General features: G+C 64.6%; 20 protein-coding genes. 9 read left to right on the top strand and 11 right to left on the bottom strand.

The window, feature by feature from the left end; all coding sequences use genetic code 11:
- The first annotated feature begins 158 nt into the window (after window positions 1-158).
- From E4487_RS08920 to E4487_RS08900, 5 genes are read left to right on the top strand one after another with little or no spacing between them, the layout of a single operon-like run.
- Window positions 159-1,916, top strand: coding sequence for a type I secretion system permease/ATPase (locus tag E4487_RS08920; protein ID WP_037055532.1), 1,758 nt, complete (start codon window positions 159-161; stop codon window positions 1,914-1,916).
- Window positions 1,913-3,229, top strand: a complete 1,317-nt coding sequence (locus E4487_RS08915) for an HlyD family type I secretion periplasmic adaptor subunit (protein WP_175253166.1) — start codon at window positions 1,913-1,915, stop codon at window positions 3,227-3,229. The genes E4487_RS08920 and E4487_RS08915 overlap by 4 nt, the downstream gene beginning before the upstream one ends.
- 2 nt (window positions 3,230-3,231) lie before the next feature.
- Entirely contained in the window at window positions 3,232-4,551 is a 1,320-nt protein-coding gene (locus tag E4487_RS08910) for a TolC family outer membrane protein (RefSeq protein ID WP_175253165.1), read from the top strand.
- Between the two features lie 52 nt (window positions 4,552-4,603).
- Window positions 4,604-5,194 (top strand): biliverdin-producing heme oxygenase, encoded by a 591-nt coding sequence (locus tag E4487_RS08905; RefSeq protein WP_150607201.1) that lies wholly within the window; start codon window positions 4,604-4,606, stop codon window positions 5,192-5,194.
- Window positions 5,187-5,582 (top strand): YbaN family protein, encoded by a 396-nt coding sequence (locus E4487_RS08900; RefSeq protein ID WP_175253164.1) that lies wholly within the window; start codon window positions 5,187-5,189, stop codon window positions 5,580-5,582. The genes E4487_RS08905 and E4487_RS08900 overlap by 8 nt, the downstream gene beginning before the upstream one ends.
- 142 nt (window positions 5,583-5,724) lie before the next feature.
- Here E4487_RS08900 and E4487_RS08895 read toward each other — a convergent pair whose 3' ends face one another.
- From E4487_RS08895 to zur, 7 genes are all read right to left on the bottom strand, one after another.
- Window positions 5,725-6,495: a MetQ/NlpA family ABC transporter substrate-binding protein gene (locus E4487_RS08895; RefSeq protein WP_037055526.1), complete on the bottom strand. Its 771-nt coding sequence runs from the start codon at window positions 6,493-6,495 to the stop codon at window positions 5,725-5,727.
- Between the two features lie 64 nt (window positions 6,496-6,559).
- Window positions 6,560-7,228, bottom strand: a complete 669-nt coding sequence (locus E4487_RS08890; protein WP_037055525.1) for a methionine ABC transporter permease — start codon at window positions 7,226-7,228, stop codon at window positions 6,560-6,562.
- Window positions 7,228-8,235 carry a methionine ABC transporter ATP-binding protein gene (locus E4487_RS08885; protein ID WP_175253163.1) on the bottom strand — a complete coding sequence of 336 codons (1,008 nt, stop codon included), beginning with the start codon at window positions 8,233-8,235 and terminating at the stop codon, window positions 7,228-7,230. Before E4487_RS08885 ends, E4487_RS08890 begins: the two co-directional genes overlap by 1 nt.
- Window positions 8,236-8,416: 181 nt before the next feature.
- Window positions 8,417-9,256 carry a PA5502 family lipoprotein gene (locus tag E4487_RS08880; RefSeq protein ID WP_037055523.1) on the bottom strand — a complete coding sequence of 280 codons (840 nt, stop codon included), beginning with the start codon at window positions 9,254-9,256 and terminating at the stop codon, window positions 8,417-8,419.
- A gap of 116 nt (window positions 9,257-9,372) precedes the next feature.
- On the bottom strand, window positions 9,373-10,161 hold the full coding sequence (gene znuB, locus E4487_RS08875) for a zinc ABC transporter permease subunit ZnuB (protein ID WP_037055522.1): 789 nt from the start codon (window positions 10,159-10,161) through the stop codon (window positions 9,373-9,375).
- The gene (gene znuC, locus E4487_RS08870; RefSeq protein ID WP_037055521.1) at window positions 10,161-10,949 is read right to left on the bottom strand and encodes a zinc ABC transporter ATP-binding protein ZnuC; all 789 of its coding nucleotides are present in this window, start codon (window positions 10,947-10,949) and stop codon (window positions 10,161-10,163) included. The genes znuB and znuC overlap by 1 nt, the downstream gene beginning before the upstream one ends.
- Entirely contained in the window at window positions 10,946-11,431 is a 486-nt protein-coding gene (zur, locus tag E4487_RS08865) for a zinc uptake transcriptional repressor Zur (protein WP_037055519.1), read from the bottom strand. The genes znuC and zur overlap by 4 nt, the downstream gene beginning before the upstream one ends.
- A 266-nt stretch (window positions 11,432-11,697) precedes the next feature.
- Between zur and znuA the strand changes: the two genes are divergently transcribed.
- The 4 genes from znuA (at window position 11,698) to E4487_RS24510 (ending at window position 15,311) form a co-directional block, all read left to right on the top strand.
- A complete protein-coding gene (gene znuA, locus E4487_RS08860) occupies window positions 11,698-12,624 on the top strand; it encodes a zinc ABC transporter substrate-binding protein ZnuA (protein WP_373921510.1) in 927 nt (308 codons plus the stop codon).
- 268 nt (window positions 12,625-12,892) lie between these two features.
- Window positions 12,893-14,146, top strand: coding sequence for an MFS transporter (locus tag E4487_RS08855; protein WP_175253161.1), 1,254 nt, complete (start codon window positions 12,893-12,895; stop codon window positions 14,144-14,146).
- Between the two features lie 173 nt (window positions 14,147-14,319).
- Window positions 14,320-14,685 carry a hypothetical protein gene (locus E4487_RS24515; RefSeq protein ID WP_257229378.1) on the top strand — a complete coding sequence of 122 codons (366 nt, stop codon included), beginning with the start codon at window positions 14,320-14,322 and terminating at the stop codon, window positions 14,683-14,685.
- A 176-nt stretch (window positions 14,686-14,861) separates the two neighbouring features.
- Entirely contained in the window at window positions 14,862-15,311 is a 450-nt protein-coding gene (locus E4487_RS24510; protein WP_306669872.1) for an SUMF1/EgtB/PvdO family nonheme iron enzyme, read from the top strand.
- Between the two features lie 76 nt (window positions 15,312-15,387).
- Here the strand turns inward: E4487_RS24510 and E4487_RS08845 are convergent, their stop codons facing one another.
- The 4 genes from E4487_RS08845 to E4487_RS08830 all read right to left on the bottom strand — a co-directional run.
- Window positions 15,388-16,551, bottom strand: coding sequence for a hypothetical protein (locus E4487_RS08845; protein ID WP_257229377.1), 1,164 nt, complete (start codon window positions 16,549-16,551; stop codon window positions 15,388-15,390).
- The gene (locus E4487_RS08840) at window positions 16,535-20,053 is read right to left on the bottom strand and encodes a toxin VasX (RefSeq protein WP_175253160.1); all 3,519 of its coding nucleotides are present in this window, start codon (window positions 20,051-20,053) and stop codon (window positions 16,535-16,537) included. The genes E4487_RS08845 and E4487_RS08840 overlap by 17 nt, the downstream gene beginning before the upstream one ends.
- Entirely contained in the window at window positions 20,050-20,925 is an 876-nt protein-coding gene (locus E4487_RS08835; RefSeq protein ID WP_175253159.1) for a DUF4123 domain-containing protein, read from the bottom strand. The genes E4487_RS08840 and E4487_RS08835 overlap by 4 nt, the downstream gene beginning before the upstream one ends.
- Window positions 20,918-21,512: type IV secretion protein Rhs (locus tag E4487_RS08830; protein WP_175253158.1), on the bottom strand; the 595-nt coding region annotated here is incomplete at its 5' end. The genes E4487_RS08835 and E4487_RS08830, both read right to left, overlap by 8 nt.

The following is a 21,512-nucleotide window of genomic DNA, read 5'->3' as shown; positions in this document are numbered from 1 at the left end:
TGATGAAAAAGGCGGCGGGGAGATCGCTCTCCCGGCCGCCGGCAACGACCGCCGTGGTGCTGGCCTGAACAACTCGCGCCACGGTGGTCGCACGAATTCTCGACAAGCGCGGCCTGCTGCGTCAATCACGGCAGGCGGCGTTCCTGGGGCTCGAAGGCATGCAACCCTCCAATGAAATCCTCGCCGCGCTGGCGTCCTGCCGGCGTGGCTTCGTCAGCATCGGCGCGTTCAGCGCGGTGATCAACCTGCTGATGCTGGCCCCGGCGTTGTACATGCTGCAGGTCTACGACCGCGTGCTGGCCTCGGGCAACCACATGACCCTGGCCATGCTGACGCTGATGGTGCTCGGCCTGTATGCCTTCATGGGCCTGCTGGAATGGGTGCGCAGCCTGGTGGTGATCCGTCTCGGCGCGCAGGTCGACCAGCAGCTGGGCGGTCGCGTCTACGACGCCACCTTCGATGCCAGCCTGCGGGTGGCGCGCGGCAGCAGCGCGCAGCCGCTGAACGATCTGACCAGCCTGCGCCAGTTCGCCACCGGCAATGCGCTGTTCGCCCTGTTCGATGCGCCCTGGTTCCCGCTCTATCTGGTGGTGCTGTTTCTCTTCCATCCCTGGCTCGGCTGGCTGGCGCTGGGCGGTGCCGCGCTGTTGCTGGTGCTGAGCTGGGCCAACCAGTGGCTGACCCGTGCGCCCCTGGCCGAGGCCGGGCAACTGGCGATCCATTCGACCCAGGCGGCCAGTGCCCATCTGCGCAACGCCGAAGCCACCGAAGCCATGGGCATGCTGACGCGCCTGCGCCAGCGCTGGCAGGCCGAGCACGGGCGCTTTCTGCAGTTGCAGAATCGCGCCAGCGAGCAGGGTTCGGTCTTTGCCGCGGCCTCGAAGGGCGTGCGCCTGGCCCTGCAATCGCTGATGCTCGGCCTGGGCGCGTTGCTCGCCGTGGATGGGCAGATCACGCCGGGGATGATGATCGCCGGGTCCATCCTCACGGGCCGCGTGCTCGGTCCGCTGGACCAGCTGATCGGCGCCTGGAAGCAGTGGAGCGGTGCGCAGCAGGCCTACCAGCGCCTGCGTGACCTGCTCCAGGCGCAGCCGCCGCGTGCCAGCGGCATGAGCCTGCCGGCGCCGCGTGGCGAGCTGCGCGTGGAGCAGCTGTCGGCCTGTGCGCCGGGGGCGCGCACGCCGGTGCTGGCGGGGGTCAGCTTCGCCCTGGAGCCGGGCCAGCGTCTGGTCGTGCTGGGGCCGTCCGGTTGCGGCAAATCCAGCCTGGCGCGCCTGCTGGTGGCGGCGCAGGTGCCGCTGGCGGGCAAGGTGCGTCTGGACGGCGCCGACCTGCAGCAATGGGACAAGCAGGCGCTTGGCCCGTACCTCGGCTACCTGCCGCAGGACGTGCAGCTGTTCGCCGGCAGCATCGCCGAGAACATCGCCCGCTTCACCGAGGTTGAGGCGGACAAGGTGATCGCCGCCGCGCAGATGGCCGGCGTGCACGAACTGATCCTGCGCCTGCCGCAGGGTTACGACACACGCCTGGGCGAAGGTGGCGCCGGGCTGTCTGGTGGGCAGAAGCAACGCATCGGCCTGGCCCGGGCGGTCTACGGCCTGCCGGCGCTGATCGTCCTCGACGAACCCGACGCCAACCTCGACGAGGCCGGCGAGCAGTCGCTGCTGGCCGCGCTCGATCGCCTGCGTGAGCAGGGGCGCACGCTGGTGCTGGTCAGCCATCGCCCGGCGTTGCTCAAGGGCGCCGATCAGTTGCTGGTGCTGCGCGCCGGGCAGATGCAGGCCTTCGGCCCGGCCGCACGGGTGTTGCAGGATCTGCAGCAGAGCGCCCGTTCCGCCGCGCAGACTGCGCCGGTGCGGCGGGTCGCGCCGGCGCTGAGCATCAGCTACGGCGCCCAGCCGGGAGGCCAGCAATGAGTGCCCCGGCTCCTGTGCAGGGGTTGCATGCGGTCGATGCCGGGGCACCGACTCGCCTGGGCTGGTGGCTGTTGCTGGTCGGCTTCGGTGGCTTCCTCGCCTGGGCCGCGCTGGCGCCGCTGGATCGCGGCGTGCCGGTCAGTGGCACGGTGATGGTCAGCGGCAATCGCCAGGCAGTGCAGCATCCCGTCGGCGGTACGGTGCGGCGCATCCTGGCCCGCGACGGCGACTCGGTGCAGGCCGGCCAGGCGCTGCTGGAGCTGGACGACCAGGCATTGCGGGCCCAGGCCGAGGCATTGCGCGCGCAGTTGATCGGCAGCCGCGCCAGTGCCGATCGCCTGGCCGCCGAGCGTGACACGGCCGAGCGCATCGACTTCGATCCCTGGCTGCTGGCGCGCGGTGATGATGCGCTGGTCAGTGCCAGCCTGGAATTACAACGACAGCTGTTCGCCAGCCGCCAGCAGGCGCTGCGCCTGGAGCTCGAGGGGCTGGCGCAGAACCTCGCTGGCAGCGAAGCGCAGCTGGGTGGCCTGCGCGCGCTGCGCAGCAGCAAGCAGGCGCAGTTGCAGGTACTCGATGAACAACTGCTGGGCCTGCGCGAGCTGGCTGCCGAGCAGTACATCCCGCGCAACCGCCTGCTCGATGTCGAGCGCCAGCGTGCCGAATTGCTCGGGCTGGTGGCGGACGACAGCGGGCGTATCGGCCAGTTGCAGCGGCAGATCGCCGAGTTGCGCCTGCGCGCCGGCCAGCGCCGCGAAGCCTTCCAGGAGCAGGTCCGCAGTCAGCTGGCCGAGGCGCAGGTTCGCAGCGAAGAACTGCGTCATCGCCTGGCGGGCCTGGAGGTCGAACTGCAGCAGGTGGTGCTGCGTGCGCCGGCGGCGGGCCAGGTAGTGGGCCTCAGCGTGTTCACCGAGGGTGGCGTGGTGGCGCCGGGGCAGGCGCTGATGGAGATCGTCCCTGAGCATCAGCCACTGCTGGTCGAGGGCCGGCTGAGCCCGGCGCTGGTGGACAAGGTCCACGCCGGCCTGCCGGTGGAGCTGCTGTTCAGCGCCTTCGAGCAGAGCACCACGCCACGGGTGCCGGGCACGGTGCAACTGGTCTCGGCCGATCGCCTGGAGGACGAGCGCAGCGGCGATGCCTACTACGCCGTGCGCATCCGCGTGGATGACGCAGGCATGCAGCAGCTCGGCGGCCTGCGCATTCGTCCCGGCATGCCGGTGGAAGCCTTCGTGCGCACGGGCGAGCGCTCGTTGCTCAACTACCTGTTCAAGCCGCTGCTCGACCGTACCCACCTGGCCCTGGCGGAAGACTGAGCATGCGCGTGATCTGTTTCCTGCTGCTGTTCTGCCTGGCGCTGCCGGCGCAGGCCCTGGCGCTGCTCGATGCCTACGCCCTGGGGCTGCGCAACGACCCGGGCTTCCAGGCGGCCATCGCCGAGCGTGACGCCGGCCTGGAAGAGCGCGCGGTAGGTCGTGCCGGGCTGCTGCCCAGGTTGTCGTGGAGCTACAGCAACCAGCGCAACGAATCGGAGGTGAGTGCGGGCGGGCAGCGCGTCGACCGCGACTATCGCAGCTACGCCTCGGTGCTGAGTCTGCAGCAGCCGTTGTTCGACTACGCCGCCTGGGCCGACTATCGCCAGGGCGTGGCGCGCGCCCTGCTGGCCGATGAGCGCTTCCGTGCACGCAGCCAGGAGCTGGCGGTGCGCCTGTTCGAAGCCTACAGCCAGGCACAGCTCAGCGACGAGCGCATCCAGCTGGCGCGCGCCCAGCGCCGTGCTCTGGTCGAGCGCCTGCGCCTCAATCGACACCTGCTCCAGGCCGGCGAGGGCACCCGGACCGATGAACTGGAAACCGAGGCGCGCCTGGCCCTGGCCGAGGCCGAACTGATCCAGGCGCGGGATGACCTCGATGTTGCCTTGCGCACGCTGGAGAGCATCGTCGGCGAGCCTCTGGACCGTGCCGATCTGCTGCCACTGGCCGACGACTTCACCGTGCAGCCGCTGCAACCGGCGCGCTTCGAGGCCTGGCGCGACCTGGCCATCGCCGGCAATGCCGAACTGGCGGCGCAGCGCCAGGCCGTCGAGGTGGCCGCAAGAACGATCGACAGGCAACGTGCCGGGCACCTGCCGACCCTGAGCCTGGTGGCCAGCAACCGTCTGACCAGCTCCGACTCGGAGAGCAGCTACAACCAGAAGTACGACACCGACAGCGTCGGCATCCAGCTCAGCGTGCCGCTGTTCGCCGGTGGCGGCGTGTCGGCGGCGACCCGCCAGGCGACGGCGGCCCACCTGCAGGCCGGCTTCGAACTGGATGCGCAGCGTGCCGACGTGCTGACGCGCCTGCGTCAGCAATTCAACCTGTGCAGCAGCGCGCAGGCGCGGTTGCGCGCCTACCGGCTGGCCGTGGCGTCTGCGCAGACCCTGGTCGAGGCCACGCGCAAGAGCGTGGCCGGTGGCGAGCGGGTAAACCTCGATGTGCTGGACGCCGAACAGCAGCTGTATGGCGCCCGGCGCGACCTGGCCGAAGCGCGTCATGGCTACCTGCGCGCCTGGTTGCAACTGCGCCAGTTGAGCGGCGTGCTGGCCGCCGCCGACCTGGAGCGCCTGGCCGGCTATTTCGTCGACGCCGATTACTGAATGAAACCGACTGATTCGTCTTTACCTAACCGAACCATTCAGGGCTACCGCCATGACCGCACCTTCGCAACTTTCCCACCCGCTGCGCTCGCAGCGTCTCAACGCCATCACCCACGAGCCGCACAGCCGCCTCGATCAGCTGGTCAAGAGTCATGATCCGTTCGCCAGCCCGGAGCGTTTCGCTCATTTCGTGGCGGCGCAGTACCTGTTCCAGCGCGACCTGCAGGCGCTCTACAGCGATCCCGAGCTGACCCGGCTGATCGCCGACCTGCCGCAGCGCTGCCGTGTCGAGCAGGCCAGGCTGGATCTCGCCGACCTGCAACGTGACCTGCCGCAGGGCGATGAGCGCATTCGTGGCCAGGCCATGGGCACCGGCGAGGCGCTGGCCTGGTTGTTCGTTTCCGAAGGCTCCAAGCTCGGTGCGGCCTTTCTGCTCAAGCGCATGCCGGCGCTGGGTTTGAGCGAGAGCTTCGGCGCCCGTCACCTGGCGGAGCCGGAAGGCGGTCGGGCGCAGGGCTGGAAGGCTTTCACGGCGGTGCTCGACAGCATCGAACTGGACGCCGAGCAGGAGCGCCAGGCCGAAGTGGCGGCGATTGCGGCCTTCGAACGCTTCACCGAGCACCTGGAGCGCTGCTTTGCCTGACGCCAGCCTGCAGCCCGCCTGGCAGCGCTGGCTGTGGCTGCTGCTGGCCTACCTGAGCATCGGCATGGCCATGCTCGGGGTGATCCTGCCGGGGCTGCCGACCACCGAGTTCGTCCTGCTGGCCGCGTGGGCGGCCTCGCGCAGTTCGCCGCGCCTGGCCGCCTGGCTGGAGAACCATCGGGTGTTCGGCCCGCTGTTGCGCGACTGGAAGAACGGCGGCCTGGTCGCCCGGCGCACCAAGTGGCTGGCCAGCCTGAGCATGCTGGTAGCGCTGGGGATCATGATCCTGACGGTCGAGCACCGGCCTTCGGTGCTGTTCGCTGCGGTCGGTATGAGTTGCGGCGCGCTGTTCATCTGGACCCGCCCGGAGAAGCCCAGGGCTGCCTAGTTAACCCTGGGGTGGCCGGCGAGAAGGGCTCCGGATCTCATCCGGGCTACGCCGTGCCAGCGCTCCCTTCTGCTGACCCCAATAAAAATGCCGCGTGGCTGGACGGCCACGCGGCATCGGGTACGACGGGGGCGATCAGCGATCAGAACGCCGGTACGACAGCGCCCTTGTACTTCTCTTCGATGAATTGCTTGACCTCGGCGCTGTGCAGGGCCTTGACCAGCTTCTGCACGGCCTCGGCGTCCTTGTTGTCGGCGCGGGTCACCAGGATGTTGACGTACGGCGAGTCGCTGCCTTCGATGGCCAGGGCGTCCTGGGTCGGGTTCAGCTTGGCTTCCAGGGCGTAGTTGGTGTTGATCAGGGCGAGGTCGACCTGGCTCAGCACGCGCGGCAGGGTGGCCGCTTCCAGTTCACGCACCTTGATCGCCTTCGGGTTCTCGACGATGTCCTTCGGCGTGGCGAGGATGCCGGCGTCCGCCTTGAGCTTGATCACACCGGCCTTCTGCAGCAGCAGCAGGGCACGGCCGCCGTTGGTGGCGTCGTTGGGGATGGCCACGGTGGCGCCCTGCGGCAGTTCGCTCAGATTCTTGATCTTGCTGGAGTAGGCGCCGAAGGGTTCGACGTGGACGCCGGCGACGCTGACCAGATCGGTCTTGCGGCTGGCATTGAACTCGTCCAGGTACGGCTGGTGCTGGAAGAAGTTGGCGTCCAGGTTGCCCTGCTGCACCTGCAGGTTGGGCTGCACGTAGTCGGTGAACACCCGCACCTTCAGCTCCACACCTTCTTTGGCCAGCGCCGGTTTGACGAACTCGAGGATCTCCGCGTGCGGCACCGGGGTGGCGGCGACGTTGAGGGTTTCGGCCTGGGCCGAGAAGGCCGCGCAGGCAGCCAGGGCAGTCAGCAGTTTCTTCATTTCGAGGTTCCTTTTGGGAAGGTTGGCGCGGGTCTCGCGGGTGGCGAGTCGCCGCTTTTCATCATTACTTGCGAGAAAAGTGCACCACCAGGCGGTCACCGACCATCTGCAGCACCTGCACCAGAATCAGCAGCAGTACCACGGTCACGGCCATCACGTCGGGCTGGTAGCGCTGGTAGCCGTAGCGCACGGCCAGGTCACCCAGGCCGCCGCCGCCGACCAGGCCGCTCATGGCGGTGTAGCCGACCAGGGTGATCGCGGTGACGGTGGTGGCGGCGAGCAGGCCGGGCAGGGCCTCGGGCAGCAGCGCGCGGGTGATGATCTGCCAGGTGCTGGCGCCCATGGCCTGGGTCGCCTCGATGATGCCGCGCTCCACTTCGCGCAGCGCGGTTTCCACCAGGCGGGCGAAGAACGGCGTGGCGCCGACCACCAGTGGCGGGATGGCCCCGGCGACCCCCAGCGAGGTGCCGACCACCAGCTCGGTGACGGGCAGCATCAGGATCAGCAGGATGACGAAGGGCACCGAGCGCAGGACGTTGACCACCAGCGACAGCACGCCATACAGGGCCTTCTGCTCGAACAGCTGGCGCGGGCCGGTGAGGAACAGCAGCACGCCGAGCGGCAGGCCGAGCAGCACGGTGAACAGCATCGAGCCGAGCAGCATGTTCAGGGTGTCGATACTGGCCTGCCAGATTTCCGGCCAGAAGACGTTGGGCAGCAGTTGTTCGAGCATCAGCGCAGTACCTCCAGATGCACGTCGGCGGCTGCGAAGCGCGCCAGCGCGGCGTCGATGTCGCCACCGGTCAGGGCCAGGGTGAGCTGGCCGTAGGGGGTGTCCTTGATGCGGTCGATGCGCCCGGCGAGGATGCTGTAGTCCACCCCGGTCTCGCGGGCCACGGTGCCCAGCAGTGGCGCGTAGGTGGCGTCGCCCTGGAAGGTCAGGCGCAGGATGCGGCCTTCGACATGGGCGAAGTCATCGCGCTGTTCGGCTTCGTCGACGTGCTCGGACTCCTGCACGAAGCGCCGGGTGGTCGAGTGCTGCGGGTGCAGGAACACCTCGGCCACCGGGCCTTCTTCGACGATGACGCCGGCATCCATCACCGCCACGCGGTCGCAGACGCGGCGAATCACATCCATCTCATGGGTGATCAGCACGATGGTCAGGCCCAGCTCGCGGTTGATCTCGGCCAGCAGGTGCAGCACGGCGGTGGTGGTCTGCGGGTCGAGGGCGCTGGTGGCTTCGTCGCACAGCAGGATCTTCGGCCGGGTGCTCAGCGCGCGGGCGATGCCGACGCGCTGCTTCTGCCCGCCGGAGAGCTGCGCCGGGTATTTCTTCGCATGCTCCTGCAGGCCGACGCGGGCCAGCAGTTCGGCAACACGGGCATCGATCTCGGCACGGCTCAGCTCGCCGGCCAGGCGCAGCGGCATGGCGATGTTGTCGGCGACGGTCTTCGACGACAGCAGGTTGAAGTGCTGGAAGATCATCCCGACCTGCTGGCGGAAGCGGCGCAGGCCATTGGCGTCGAGCGCGGTGACATCGACATCGTCGATCTCGATGCGCCCGCCGCTGGGCTCCTCGAGGCGGTTGATCAGGCGCAGCAGGGTGCTCTTGCCGGCGCCGGAGTGGCCGATGATGCCGAACACCTGGCCGCGTCCGATCTGCAGCGTGGTGGGCTGCAGCGCCGGAATCTCGCGGCCCGCGACGCGGTAAGCCTTGTGGACGGATTGAAACTGGATCACACGAACGACCTTTTGGGTGTGTTCAAGGGCGGGCTACGGGGTTGTCGAGCCGGCCATCGGGCGCCGGGTGGGCGCAAAAGGGCGCTAGTTTACCCGGCGGTGTTTAGGCCGAGAAAATCTTTGTTGGCCTATGGTTATTACAAAATGGCATTACCTGCAGCGCAGAAGCCGGTGTGCGGCACTACTTGCGCTGCGGGCTCAACAGCAGACGCGGCACTTGCTGCGGCACGATCTTCTGGCTCAGTCGCGGGCGGAAGGTCGGGTCTAGCTTCTTGATCCGTGCCGAGAGCAGCGCCGCGACCCAGGGATAGTCCTTGGCCTCGCGTACTTCGATGCGCACCGCACAGTGAAAGGTCACGACATCGGCCGCGACGCTGTCGAGCAGGCGGCGCAGGTTTTCGTTGTCCTGGTTGTCCAGCATAGGCAGGGCGACGCTGCTGGTGGTGGCGTCGAGGTCGATCACGCGTGCCTTGGGTGCGCGCTCGACGACCGGCTCCACGGCAGGTTCGGTGACTGCAGCGGCGGCGGCCTTGAGCTGACGCTCGGCCGCCAGGCGCTGCTGGCGCAGCTGTTCCTGACGCTGTGCATCGAGCCTGGCCGCCGCCTCCCGCGCCTGTTGTTCGGCGGCGTTCTGGCGGGCCTCTCGTGCGCGGTCGATCGCCTGGTTCAGGTCATGGCTCAGCGACGGTGCCTGCGGCAGCAGGCTGCGTGCCTGGCCCAGCGCCTGCGCGGCGCGATCCAGATCGCCCTGTTGCAGCGCCTCGCGGCCCTGTTCCATGTAGGCATCGGCCAACTGACGCTGGTACTGCTCCAGGCGCGTGTCACCGCTGGCGCGACGCTGCAGGGCATCGAGCTGGCTGCGCGCGTCGTCGAGCCGCTCCTCGGCCAGGCTCACGTCAAGCTGGCGGAAGGCGCTGACCAGTTCATCGACCGGCAGCACGTTGTGCGATGGCGTGTTCTGGCAGCCGGCCAGCAGCAGAACCAGAACCAGGGGAAGACCACGAAAAGCGAACGACTTCATGACTACGCGTCTCGAGTTGTGCAAAAAACGCGCAATCATACAGGTTTGCGGTGCCGATTTCACGCCGCACGCTACACCGCTCCCCGGATGGCGCTCGGTTTAAGCGGCGCGCGCCATCATCCGTTGCGCTTGGGCAGGGCGAAGCTGGCCAGGAACAGTCCGGCGGCGCTGACCACGATGGACGGCCCGGCCGGCGTGTCCTGGTACCAGGACAGCGTCAGGCCGCAGCACACCGCCAGCAGGCCGAGCAGGCTGGCGCCGATGGCCATCTGTTCCGGCGTGCGCGCATGACGCTGGGCGGCGGCGGCGGGAATGATCAGCAGCGAGGTGATCAGCAGGACGCCGACGACCTTCATCGCCACGGCGATCACCACCGCGATCAACAGCATCAGGGCCAGGCGAATCGCCGCCACCGGCAGGCCTTCGACGCGCGCCAGCTCCTCGTGCACGGTGATCGCCAGCAGGGGGCGCCACAGCCAGGCCAGCAGCGCCAGCACCAGTGCGCTGCCGCCGACGATCCAGGCCAGGTCGCTGTGGCTGACGGCCAGCAGGTCGCCGAACAGGTAGCTCATCAGGTCGATACGCACGTCATGCATGAAGCTCAGCGCCACCAGGCCCAGCGACAGGGTGCTGTGGGCGAGGATGCCGAGCAGGGTGTCGGAGGCCAGTGGCTGGCGCTGTTGCAGGGTGACCAGCAGCACGGCCAGCAGCACGCAGCCGACGGTCACCGTCAGGGTCGGGCTGACGTCGAGCATCAGGCCCAGCGCCACGCCGAGCAGGGCGGCATGGGACAGGGTGTCGCCAAAGTAGGCCATGCGCCGCCAGACCACGAAGGAGCCGAGCGGGCCGGCCACCAGGGCCAGCGCCAGGCCGGCGAGCAGGGCGTTGAGGAGGAAATCGGGCATCAGTGTTTGCAACCTGGACCGTGAACGTGAGCCGGGCCATGGATGGTCAGGCCCGCCTTGACCACGCCGCCATGCAGGTCGTGATCATGGTCGTGATGGTGGTGGTAGACGGCCAGGCTCTTGGCATCCTGGCCGAACAGTTCGATGAAGGCCGGGTCGCCACTGACCTGTTCCGGGTGCCCGGAGCAGCACACGTGACGGTTGAGGCAGACCACCTGGTCGGTGGCGCTCATCACCAGGTGCAGGTCGTGCGAGACCATCAGCACGCCACAGCCGTAGCGTTCACGCAGCTGCGAGATCAGCCGGTACAGCTCGGCCTGGCCGGCCACGTCGACACCCTGCACGGGCTCGTCGAGCACCAGCAGCTGTGGCTCGCGCAGCAGCGCCCGGGCCAGTAGCACGCGCTGCATCTCGCCGCCGGAGATGCTCTGCAGCGGGCTGTCGATCACCTGTTCGGCGCCGACCTCGGCCAGCGCCGCGAGGGCGCGCTTGCGGTCCACCCCCGGCACCAGGCGCAGGAAACGCAGCACCGACAGCGGCAGGGTGGCGTCGACATGCAGCTTCTGCGGCATGTAGCCGATGCGCAGGCGTGGCGCACGCCGGACCTTGCCCCGGTCCGGCTGCAGAAGGCCGAGCACGACGCGCACCAGGGTGGTCTTGCCGGCGCCGTTGGGGCCGATCAGGGTGACGATCTCGCCAGGTCTCACGCTGAGCTGAACGTCGTCCAGCACGGCCTGGCCGTTGAATCCGACGGCCACGCCCTGCAGCTGGATCAGCGCGTCGCTCATCGCTCGTCCTTGCAGCCGGCGCAGAGGCCGACCACTTCCACGGTCTGGCTTTCCACCGCGAAACCGACGCCTGCGGCGCCGTCGACGATCGCCTGGCTGATGGCCGGCTGTTCCAGCTCGGTCGCGGCATGGCACACCCGGCAGATCAGGAACTGGCCCTGGTGGGCATGCTCAGGATGGCTGCAGCCGACGAAGGCGTTGAGCGACGCAATGCGATGCACCAGGCCGTTCTCCAGGAGGAAATCCAGCGCGCGATAGACGGTAGGCGGCGCGGCACGGCGGCCATCTTCCTCGCTGAGTACGCCGAGGATGTCGTAGGCGCCGAGAGGCTTGTGGCTGGCCCATACCAGCTCCAGCACGCGCTTGCGCAGGGTGGTGAGGCGCAGGCCCTGGCGGGCACAGATGGCTTCGGCCTCAGCCAGGGCATGACTGACGCAGCGGGAGTGATCATGGGGGCGCGAGGCCAGTGGCGTGTCGGTCATGGGCAAGGACGGCGCTGGTAGGAGACGTTATTATATTACTCGCTCAGTGCGTCTCTAAAAACCACCTGCGTTGCCATCGCTGCGTTGAAACCAGGTCCAGAATGCTCATTTACCGTAGGTAAACTGCATCTTCTCGCCTGCCGGACTCGCTGGCGCTCAGCCTTCGGACCAGCCTCTGGCTGATATGTCCGTTGGTCTTGCGCCTTGCGCTGGCTGCCGCGCCCAGGTTTGCAGAGATGTCCACCCATCCAATCCGAGTATGTCCCGTGTCGCGTCTTATCTGTCTTATCGCCCTGTTCTTCGTCGCCAGCGCCCAGGCCGAGGTGCGTGTCCTGACCAGCATCAAACCGCTGCAACTGATCGCGGCGGCCGTGCAGGATGGCGTTGGCGCGCCCGAGGTGCTGCTGCCGCCCGGCGCCTCGCCGCACCACTACGCGTTGCGTCCTTCCGACGTGCGCCGGGTGCGCGATGCCGATCTGCTCTATTGGGTGGGCGCGGACCTGGAGAATTTCCTGCCGCGCGTGCTGAACAATCGCCAGAAACCGCAGGTGGCCGTGCAGGATCTGCCAGGCATGGCCCTGCGTCACTTCGGCGACAGCCACGAGGAGCATGCTGGGCACGGGGAGGATCACGCCGATGAGGACCTCGGGCATGACCACGACCACCGCCCGGGCAGCCTGGATGCCCATCTGTGGCTGTCACCGGTCAATGCCAAGGTGATCGCGGCGCGCATGGCGGCCGACCTGAGCGCGTTGGACGCGGCCAATGCGGCGCGCTATGCCGCCAACCTGCAGGCATTCGAACAGCGCCTGGATGCGCTCGACGGGCGCATTCGTCCGCAACTGGCGGCGCTGCAGGGCAAGCCTTATTTCGTCTTCCACGAGGCCTTCGACTATTTCGAGGCAGCGTATGGCCTCAAGCATGCCGGCGTATTCAGCGTGCTGACCGAAGTGCAGCCAGGGGCGCGGCATGTCGCGGCGATGCGTGAGCGTCTGCAGGCTGCGGGGCCCAGTTGCGTGTTCAGCGAGCCGCCGCTGCGCCCGCGCCTGGCGGAAACCCTCACCGCCGGCCTGCCGGTCAGACTGGCCGAGCTGGATGCACTGGGCGGCACCTTGCCGGTCGATGCCACGGCCTACCCACTGCTGCTGGAAAACCTGGCCAACGGCCTGAGCGAGTGCCTGAACAGCCTGTAGGGTGGAGCGCGCTGCAGCGCTCTACCGGATAAACGCCGGCCCGAGCCCTTGATGGTGGATGAAAAAGGCGTCATCCACCCTACGCACAGGAAGATCCGCCGGAGCTTGCGCGAGCGACGCCCCGGATTGCCTTCGGGCTGCGGGCTGGCAAGGCTGTTGTGGGAGGGGCTTCAGCCGCGACCCACTGCGCTACGAACTGTAACCACCGCTGCGTTGCCGCTCGCAGGCGCAAACCACTAGGCTTGCGCTTTTGCCGCGAGCGCCTGCCATGTCGCCATCCGCCTCTCGCCCGTCCAATGCCACGCTGGTGCTGCTGGCGTCGCTGTATTGCGCGCAAGGCCTGCCCTCCGGGCTGATCGCCCATTCGCTGCCGGTGCTGTTGCGTCAGCATGGTGTCGACCTGGCGCTGATCGGCCTGCTCAAGCTGCTGGCGTTGCCCTGGCTGCTCAAGGCGCTGTGGGCGCCCTGGGTCGACCGGCTGGCCTCACCCCGCCTCGGCCACCATCGCGGCTGGATCCTGCCGCTGCAGAGTGGTGTCGTGGTCTGCCTGGCCGCGCTGGCGCTGCTCGCGCCGCAGACCCTGTTCGGCTCCGGCCTGTGGCTGCTGCTCGGCCTGCTCGTGCTGATCAACCTGCTGGCGTCCACCCAGGACGTCGCCACCGACGGCCTGACCGTGCGTCTGCTGCCGGAGCGCTGGCGCGGCCTGGGCAACAGCCTGCAGGTGGGCGGCTACAAGGTCGGCATGATCGTCAGCGGCAGCGGCCTGCTGCTGGTGATCGACCCGCTGGGCTGGAATCTGGCGCTCGGCCTGCTGGCCGGGCTGGTCCTGCTGATGAGCGTGCCGATCCTGCTGTTTCCCGAGCGCCGGCTCCTGCCTTTCCAGCCCGCCCTGGCAGAAAGCGCCCTCGGCCCGCGTCTACTGCTGAGCCATTATCGCGGCCTGCTGGCACAGCCCGGCATGCTGCTGTGGCTGGCGGTGGTGCTGACCTTCAAGCTGGGCGACTCGCTAGGCTCGCCGATGATCAAACCGATGCTGGTGGACCAGGGCTGGAGTACCGCCCAGCTGGGCCAGCTGACCCTGATCGGCAGCCTGGCCGGCATCGGTGGCGCCCTGCTCGGCGGCCTGCTCTACGCCCGCATCGGCGTGCTGCGGGCATTGATCCTGTTCGGCGCCCTGCAGGCGCTCGGCATCGCTGCGCTGGCCTTGCTGGTGGGGCAGGGCGCCAACACCGGGCTGGTGTATGCCGTGACCCTGTTCGAGCAGGTGGCCGACGGCATGTCCACCGTCGCCCTGTTCGCCGCCATGATGCGCATGTGCCGCCCCGAACACGAAGGCGCCGACTTCACCCTGCAGGCGTCGGCGCAGTTGCTGCTGTCCGGTTTCGTCGGGGCCGGCAGTGGCGTGTTGGCCAAGGGAGTGGGGTATGAGGGGTTGTTTGTCGGTGCGAGCGGATTGGGATTGCTGGTTTTGCTCCTGGTATCCACGCTCGCCCGCCAGCAGACTCGGAAAGTTCAGAACTAGTTGGCATAGTTTCAGTCACAGGCTCGCTTACGTTTTGATATGACGAGCTCCTCATAGCTGAGACTTGAGCTTGGCGTCGCATGCCCTGCGCTAGGTAAGGTCGTACGCAGAGTTAGAAGTGTTTTCTGACGGGCCTGCCTGATTGGCCAACTTAATCTGACAAGGACGTTGCCATGAACAAGCGACTGATACTCCTCCTTTTATCACCCATGTTGCTCGTTGGCTGCCAGGCGCAGTCGCAGTCCTTGCCCAAAAGCGAAAAGCTTAGCCCGGAAAAGGTTGCTGCCATCACCGAGCGCATTGATGCGCAGTACCCCAAGCTCTCGTCTGAAGTGCGCCGCCAGATTCTTGGGGCGGTGGTGCGCTCGCTGGATGAGATGGTGTTTATCGAGGGTGGTGAGTTCGAGATGGGCGACTTTGGCGCGCCCTGCGATTTCGACCAGACCAATATGGGTACCTGGCCCTATGGCTACGAGCCGGATGAGCTGTGCCCAATTACCCCGCGTTCGACGATGACTATCTACATCAGGTGCGTTTGAGCAGCTACTACCTGGCGAGTTACCAGACTCGGTTGGGGGATTTTGATCTGTTTCGCACCAGCCAGGGCTTACCTTTGTTCGATGTGGAGTATCGTGATCGAGAAGACCTACAGTTTCGTTATTAAAAAAATAATCCCGCCTCGCTCAAAGATTGGCAAGAAGCCAAGAGTTATTGTCTGTGGCTGGGCCAGCTAAGTGGTTATCCAGTTGACTTACCAACTGAGGCTCAATGGGAATATGCCGCCCGTAATCGTGGGCAGTACGTGCAATTCCCTACGGATACGGGAAGCCTGGACTATGGGCGTAATATCCCTCGTGATGAGGACGCAGATATACATCCCGTTGGGCAGTTCGCCTCGAATCCATTGGGCCTATATGATGTGGCGGGTAACGCAACCGATTGGGTCAATGATTGGTATGGCGCTGATTACTATCGGAGTTCACCTGTTGATAATCCGCGAGGGCCAGAGACAGGTACCCAAAAAGTTAGGCGCGGCTCTGATTTTTCAGAGTTAGGCTGGCAGTCTGCAAATACGGTTCGGCGTTGGCCTGACAACCCAGTTCAGAAAAATTATTACTCAAGTACCAGCTTTCGCTGCGCCATTCTGCTCGACCAGAGGCTATAAGTGGTCTGGCCCTCCGTCTGGAAAGCTCTGGCTATCCGCGGCTTTGGGCGTTTTGTCCCGGCCGGGTGGGGGCGTATCAGCGGTCTGCGGCACGGGCCCGTTTCCTATCAGTTGCTGTCATGCGCCCCACCTCGGCCATCAAGTCGAAGATTGAGCTTTGGGGATGACGTTGGTGCAGGTTTGCCAGCAGTTCACGTTGCCTGAGCAGTTCGGCACTGGGCTTGGCCCATTGCTCAGGCGGTAGCGGCTCTGACCAAGCGCGCATGGCTTCGGGAACGTTGCGCTGGTGCATGCGTTTGACCCGACCTATGTCCCACTCCGTAAGGTGGAAAGGTAGCGTCCACAAAGTGCATAGATGGTAGAGATACCAGCCAAGCACATACCACTTGCCAACCTCGCCTTCGTGGTAGCGGCGGCGCATGCGCTCTCTGGCGTTGTAGAAAGTGTGCAGGCCTTCATGAGGTGGGTCGTCCGGGCTTTGCAGGTCGGAGGAATCCTGAATGTCCTTGAGGCTATGGATCTCGTGATCCATATAGGCGCGAATGGCCTCCCAGTTGCCGATGGCCATGCCCAGGCCGCTGGTGGCGAACTCCAGGGTGTAGTCCTGCCCACTTGGCGTATGGTGAAACCCCACGCCCATGGCGAACTGGCTTTGTACGCCGTACTGGGTAACCCCACGCGCCTCGATTACCCAGGCGGAGACCTGCTCCCAAGGGACGAAGATGGGCTCGGTATGCCCCTCGGGTACAAAGCAAACTTCACGGCGTTGGCGGTTGAAGCGCGATGCAGTTACGGTTTTGTGTTGAATGTGATTGTGCCACCAGATGGCTAGGGCTAGGACTAGCATTGCCAGTGTGCCCACTGAGCCTATCTTTAGTCCTGTTTCAAAAGCTCCGGCGGTCATTTGCCAAGTGTCAAGAAGCGTCCCACCGACCAAGGGAGTCAGCAAGGCAGCAAGAAGAGGGGACAAAATAACTGGCATGATAATTCCGACGGCAAATGGGCCTCCCAACCTTAGTTGCCAACCAAATACAGGTGGCAAGCCCGTCCCAAAACTGAGATAGGTGTCATTCACCTCACCAATGGCATGGGCATAGTCATGGGGAGGCTCACCTGTTGGGAGTGGCAGTGGCGCTAGGTAGCTAACCCGCCCGCCTGGAAAGCCCTGGCCATCCCCTGCCTTGTGTGGTTTATCCAGGCCCGGTGGGGCGGCGGTTTGAGTATCAGCGGTTTGCGGCATCTTGGGCATCCAGTAATAGCAAAGGGTCGATCTGCAGCCTGGCTGCGGGCTGACCTTGAATGGTTGCCTGGTTGGCGGAATATTCGCCTGGCTTATCGGGGGCAAGGCGGATGGTGTGGCGTTCTTCGCGATACTGGCCGCGCTCGTTGAGGCGTTCGACCCTTAGCTCCAGTAGCAGTTCTTCCTGGGTGTACCCGCCAATGGCTGCGTCCATGGGCTGTGGGCGTTCGACCCGGAGTGCCAGCGGTGAACTGGCGGCCAGTTCCAGCCCCAGTTCATGGAGCGGGTGCCACCTGACCATGGATTCTCCTTTTTCATAACGCACGGTGCGGATGCGATAGGCGCTGAGGCTAAGCCGTGCGGCGGGTTGCCCGGCAAGAGGCTGCTCAAGCGCTGCCTGGCTCAGACCTGGGAACGCCAGGGCGATATCGATACGTTTGGGTGGCAGCAGCAGGTCTCGCCACCAGCTATCGTGGCTGCCGTGGATAACTGCTGCCGAGGGCCGTTGAATCACCCCAAGCAAGGTCTGTTGGTAGGTCTCCAGCGTATAGTCCTTGCGTTTTTCTGCATCCTGGCTCCAGGGCGTGCTGAGCAGCCAGTCGTCATGGGCGTCGGTATTGTTGCGGTTGTACCACCAGGTGCCGCCCAGCTCCAGGGCGGTGAACAGGGCGCCGGCGATATTGAAACGGAAGAAAACGCTTGCCAGGCGCGGCCCGGCCAGTGCCCAGGCGGTGCGCCGCGCTGCAGCGTTGGATAGATGTTTGACAACCTCACCGCCAGCACGAATGGTATGGGCAAACCCGTAACCACTAGTACCGAACATGCCGCTTGAGCCTGCCAGTGCAATGACAGCACCTTGCTGTGCTTGAGCGTTGCCGCTTTGTACTGCCCCTAACCATTCGTTGTAATGTGCCCTGCTGCTGATGGCAGCAGCGAACATACCTGCGCCATAGGCTATTAAACCAAGGCCGAAATGTAGTTTGCCCATCTGCACATTAGTGGCTGTCAGGGCATGGTTCTGTAGCCCTTTCACCAATTGTGCGGCTCTGGCCTCAAGTGCAGTATTGGCAATGGACTGGGCGGCAGCGAAGCCCGCAGCGCCGGTGGTCATAACGGCGCCAGTGAACGGCATGAGGTCTTTTTTATCGGCTGGCTGCCTAAGAGTCTCTCTGACCACTTGCACCAAATTCACCAACTGCGCCACAAATACCGCCAGCCCCACACCGTCACCCAGCTTGCCGAGGGTGCCGGCAGTGCCGTAACCATTGCGAATATTGCGCAGCCCTGTCGCCACTTCCTGCAGCTCGGCTGGAGGCAGAATCAGGGTGATGCCGGCGCGCCCAGGGGCTGCGCCAGCCACGCGCACGCTGTTCTGTGGCACTTCGGCGATAGGGCTTATGGCTGCCGCCAGGCGAGGTTCGAGCCTATCAAGTTGGGCGCGAACCCTGTCTATTTCGAGTTGCAGTGCCTGTGCGCGTGGTGCTTTGTGGCCATTGTCGGCATTGCTGATGATCACTCCTCGCTGCTTCTTGAGGCGCTTGAGCTCTGCGCGATTGGTCAGCACTTCTTTCAGGTCTTCTACCAACGCGGCTTTTTCCGCCTCGCTGGCGACGACGAAAGTCAGGCCTTCACGCTTCGCCGCGTCGAGCAGACGCTTGGGTAGGGCTTTGGGCAAGCGGCGAAACAGCCCCTCGAGATCAGGTACCTTCTGTTGCCCCACTTCCTCGAAGAAGGTCTGCATGGTTTTGCTGATGCCAAAGCTCAGTGCGGGATCAAGCGTGGATTGAGCGCTATGCCCCAGGGCTTGGGTCGTTTCAGGTAGCTCGTCCAGTGCCGGGATCTTGCCTTGTTCGATTTCTTTCAGCTTGCCCAGCCAGTGATCGATGGCGGCAGCAGCGCCATAGGTGGACAAACCCAGCAGTACATACTGCGCTGCCAGTTCGCTTTGGGTATTCAGCGCTAGGGTGTGGAATAGCGGGCGGTCGTACTGTGGATTTTTTTCCAGCCAGGCGTAGAGCTTTTCATTGGCGGCATCGCAGCGACCGATGTCTTTCAGGCAGGCATATTGGGTGGCGAATGCAAGGCCGACTTGCTCGGCCTGCTGGGCATCGTAATACCAGGCTGCGCGATGAAAGCGCAGCTCAGTGGTCATTTCCGTTCGGTCGATACTGATCCGCTCTAGCAGGGCATCCCAGCGTTGCAGCTTGGCCCGATTAGCGTCCAGAAAGGCATCCATGGCTGGGCGGTCGATCAGGTCATTGATCCCTCGCTGGCCCAGTTTCGCGCCATTGAGTACATCGCTGACTTGCTCACCCAGATCCTTCTTGACCCGAATGATGGTGTCTAAATGGCGCTCTACGAGCGGCTGATTTGCAGACCTCAGCTGATTTCTGGTGAACTGGCGCTCCTGGGCTCTGTGCAAAGGCTCTGGCGTCGTGGGGTCCATTGGCCGGGGCAGAGGGGCACCATTCAAGTAGTCGATCAGAGCTTTTCGGGTTTGCTGCTGTTCGGGTTCGGGCAGCTTGGCAATGTCGTCTACCAGCGCTTGAGCCTTGCTGTCGTCCAGCTTGGATAATTCGTCGGCACTGATTTGTGTCCGCGATTCGATATAGCAGGCGATCATGTAGTCGCGTTCGTTGGCACCTGGCTGTGCGCCGCCATCACGCCATTCGCCGATCCAGCCGACCACCTTGTCCTGAAACTGTGCCAGATCGCGCATGATGCCTATATCGTCGCGCAGCACCAAAAAGAGTGCATCATGCTCGTACGTCGGCAGAATCTTGTCTGTCAACTCACCAATATGGGTATCACGAAATTGTGCTGGATCTTCCCAGACATAGTCCTGTAGTTCCTCCGGGTGCGGCTCCACCAGGGGAGGTCGATTTTGATGATCGGGGTAGGTTTGCTGACCTTGCTCGTCACGATGAACCTTGTTCTGAACGACTTCAGCCAGCCATTTTTCCGTCTGCTCACGAGTTAGCAAGTGTGTGCCGCCTTGCTCGGGATCTGCCTGTTTCAGATTCACCCGCTGCATGAAGTAGTCGCGATCCTCCTGGCTGGCCAGCACCTGCGTACATTTGCGGGCTGTCCATTGCAGTTCGGAGTAGGCCACATGCAGTGTGCTGGATCTGGGGAAGATCAAATGTGGCTCGCCAATGGCATTGGTACGAGTGTCGGCGCGAACCTCGGTATCTTTCCACAGCAGCTTGGTAATGGCGCCTTTTTCGATCTTGTACTCGTGGAGATAACCCGTGCCGTTATCGATGATGTAGAGAAAACCGTCACGCACAAGGCGAATCCCCAGAGGACGGGTCTTCAGCGTGAAGGGCATTGACAGCTCAGAGGATGGATCGACCCATTCGGTCAGCCCGTAGCGCAGTGGAATCAGTTGTACTTCGACCTTCATCAATGGACATGTGCTGGTGGCCGAGCGGCTGTCGCCACAGGAGGCTGCCTTGGCTGCCTGGTTGGCGTTATTGTGAGAAGGTGTGTGCGCTGTCATGAGGTCATTCCTTGTCTCTGCGTGGCGCGCTGTTCTGCCAGATATGCAGCTTGTTCTACCCGCTCTGCTGGCGGACGTGACGAAGAGGCTTCTAACAATTGAGTAATGTCCGAATGCTGTTCCAGTGCAGCGTCTCCAAGAAAGCCGAAAATATTGGCGAATAGAAAAATTTCTCTTTCGGAGCACAGGTTGAGTTGGTAAGCCTTGTTAGCCAGTTCGCGTAGGTGCTGATGACGCTCCGCGCCGTGGAGTGCGGCTTGATAGTGGGGAAAGAACGTCTGGAGGTGCGCGTCCAAGGTCAGGATCGTTTGCCGGAAGCTGACGTTTTCGAGCGCTCTTACTTCTGAGTCACTCAAGCTGTAAGGGTGGCCATGGTCCTTGGTGGGTTTTGTCTCCGGGGCATGTTGTACGTGCCAGGTTGCTTCTGCGCTATCGGGTATGCATAGGTACTCGATTGGGCCAAAAAGCATTGGGTTGCCAACAGTGAATAGCGCATGAGCCACGGCAGGATCCGCCAGGCGCAGGATGAACGCCTGCTGCGCTGTGGTTTGCACTTTTACAAGCCAGCGCAAATGCTGGGTAACCTCATCGAGCGTATTGCTGGTGAAAATCAGGTAGCCCCACTCCTGCGCTGCATTGGCAAGGAAGGCGTCAAGGACTGGATCGCCTGGGTTGTCAATGGCGATTAGGCACGGGGAGAGCTCGTTGAGTTCGCTCAAGTCCGTTCCGAGATACAGCGGCTCGAAATTCGGTTGCTCAGACCACTGATAGAGTTTTTGTGGAAGGCTCTGCACGCTTACGCCGTCGAGCAGCAAATAGCAGTTGCTATGCCAAGGCAGATCATGGGGTAAGGACGTCATGACCTCAGACATTTTCCGCCCTCGCCTTGGCTGCCTCGCAAATGGCGCAGAGTGGTTTTTTCTGCAGTAGCGCCTGCTTCTGCGCCGGCACCAGCAACTCCCCCGCCTTGTCCGCATCCGCCGGCCTCACCGCGCCAGGCAACACCGGCGCTGCCCCCGAACCGCTGCCCGCTGCGCCGCCGGAGTTGATCTTGATCACCGGCCCGACCAGGGTCACGCCGCCGCCGTCGAGCTTGATGAAGCTGCCGCCGCCCTTGAGGGTCAGTTCGCTGCCGGCTTCGAGCACGACCTTGAGGCCGCTGCTGAGGTGAATTTCCTGGCCGGCCTGGATGAACTGGCCGTTGCCCAGCTTGATGTGCTGGCTGTCGCCGACGGTGAGGTGGTCGTTGGCCTTGATCTCGGTCTTGCGATCGGCGTGAGTGGTGCGGTGTTCTTCGGCCTTGAAGTGGCTGTAGGCATTGGCCTCGACGGTGTCGTGGCGTTCGTTGCCGACGCGGATCTTCTGGTCGTGCTCGATGTTCTCGTCCCAGTCGCGCTGGGCGTGGACGTAGATCTGCTCGGCGCCCTTGCGGTCCTCGATGCGCAGTTCATTGTAGCCG

Source organism: Pseudomonas sp. BMW13, assembly GCF_013357275.1.
In the GTDB taxonomy this organism is placed as follows: Bacteria; Pseudomonadota; Gammaproteobacteria; order Pseudomonadales; family Pseudomonadaceae; genus Aquipseudomonas; species Aquipseudomonas khazarica.
The sequence above is the reverse complement of the archived record's forward strand: the minus strand, read 5'-3'. Positions and strand labels throughout refer to the sequence as shown.

Excerpts from the sequence above, each read along its gene's own strand:
- E4487_RS08880 (WP_037055523.1), bottom strand. The coding sequence starts at position 9,256 with ATGAAGTCGTTCGCTTTTCGTGGTCTTCCCCTGGTTCTGGTTCTGCTG.
- E4487_RS08840 (WP_175253160.1), bottom strand. The coding sequence starts at position 20,053 with ATGACAGCGCACACACCTTCTCACAATAACGCCAACCAGGCAGCCAAG.
- E4487_RS08920 (WP_037055532.1), top strand. The coding sequence starts at position 159 with ATGCAACCCTCCAATGAAATCCTCGCCGCGCTGGCGTCCTGCCGGCGT.
- znuB (WP_037055522.1), bottom strand. The coding sequence starts at position 10,161 with ATGCCCGATTTCCTCCTCAACGCCCTGCTCGCCGGCCTGGCGCTGGCC.
- E4487_RS08835 (WP_175253159.1), bottom strand. The coding sequence starts at position 20,925 with ATGTCTGAGGTCATGACGTCCTTACCCCATGATCTGCCTTGGCATAGC.
- E4487_RS08845 (WP_257229377.1), bottom strand. The coding sequence starts at position 16,551 with ATGCCGCAAACCGCTGATACTCAAACCGCCGCCCCACCGGGCCTGGAT.
- E4487_RS08895 (WP_037055526.1), bottom strand. The coding sequence starts at position 6,495 with ATGAAGAAACTGCTGACTGCCCTGGCTGCCTGCGCGGCCTTCTCGGCC.
- E4487_RS08915 (WP_175253166.1), top strand. The coding sequence starts at position 1,913 with ATGAGTGCCCCGGCTCCTGTGCAGGGGTTGCATGCGGTCGATGCCGGG.
- E4487_RS08855 (WP_175253161.1), top strand. The coding sequence starts at position 12,893 with ATGTCGCCATCCGCCTCTCGCCCGTCCAATGCCACGCTGGTGCTGCTG.
- E4487_RS08910 (WP_175253165.1), top strand. The coding sequence starts at position 3,232 with ATGCGCGTGATCTGTTTCCTGCTGCTGTTCTGCCTGGCGCTGCCGGCG.
- E4487_RS08890 (WP_037055525.1), bottom strand. The coding sequence starts at position 7,228 with ATGCTCGAACAACTGCTGCCCAACGTCTTCTGGCCGGAAATCTGGCAG.
- E4487_RS24515 (WP_257229378.1), top strand. The coding sequence starts at position 14,320 with ATGAACAAGCGACTGATACTCCTCCTTTTATCACCCATGTTGCTCGTT.
- zur (WP_037055519.1), bottom strand. The coding sequence starts at position 11,431 with ATGACCGACACGCCACTGGCCTCGCGCCCCCATGATCACTCCCGCTGC.
- E4487_RS08905 (WP_150607201.1), top strand. The coding sequence starts at position 4,604 with ATGACCGCACCTTCGCAACTTTCCCACCCGCTGCGCTCGCAGCGTCTC.
- znuC (WP_037055521.1), bottom strand. The coding sequence starts at position 10,949 with ATGAGCGACGCGCTGATCCAGCTGCAGGGCGTGGCCGTCGGATTCAAC.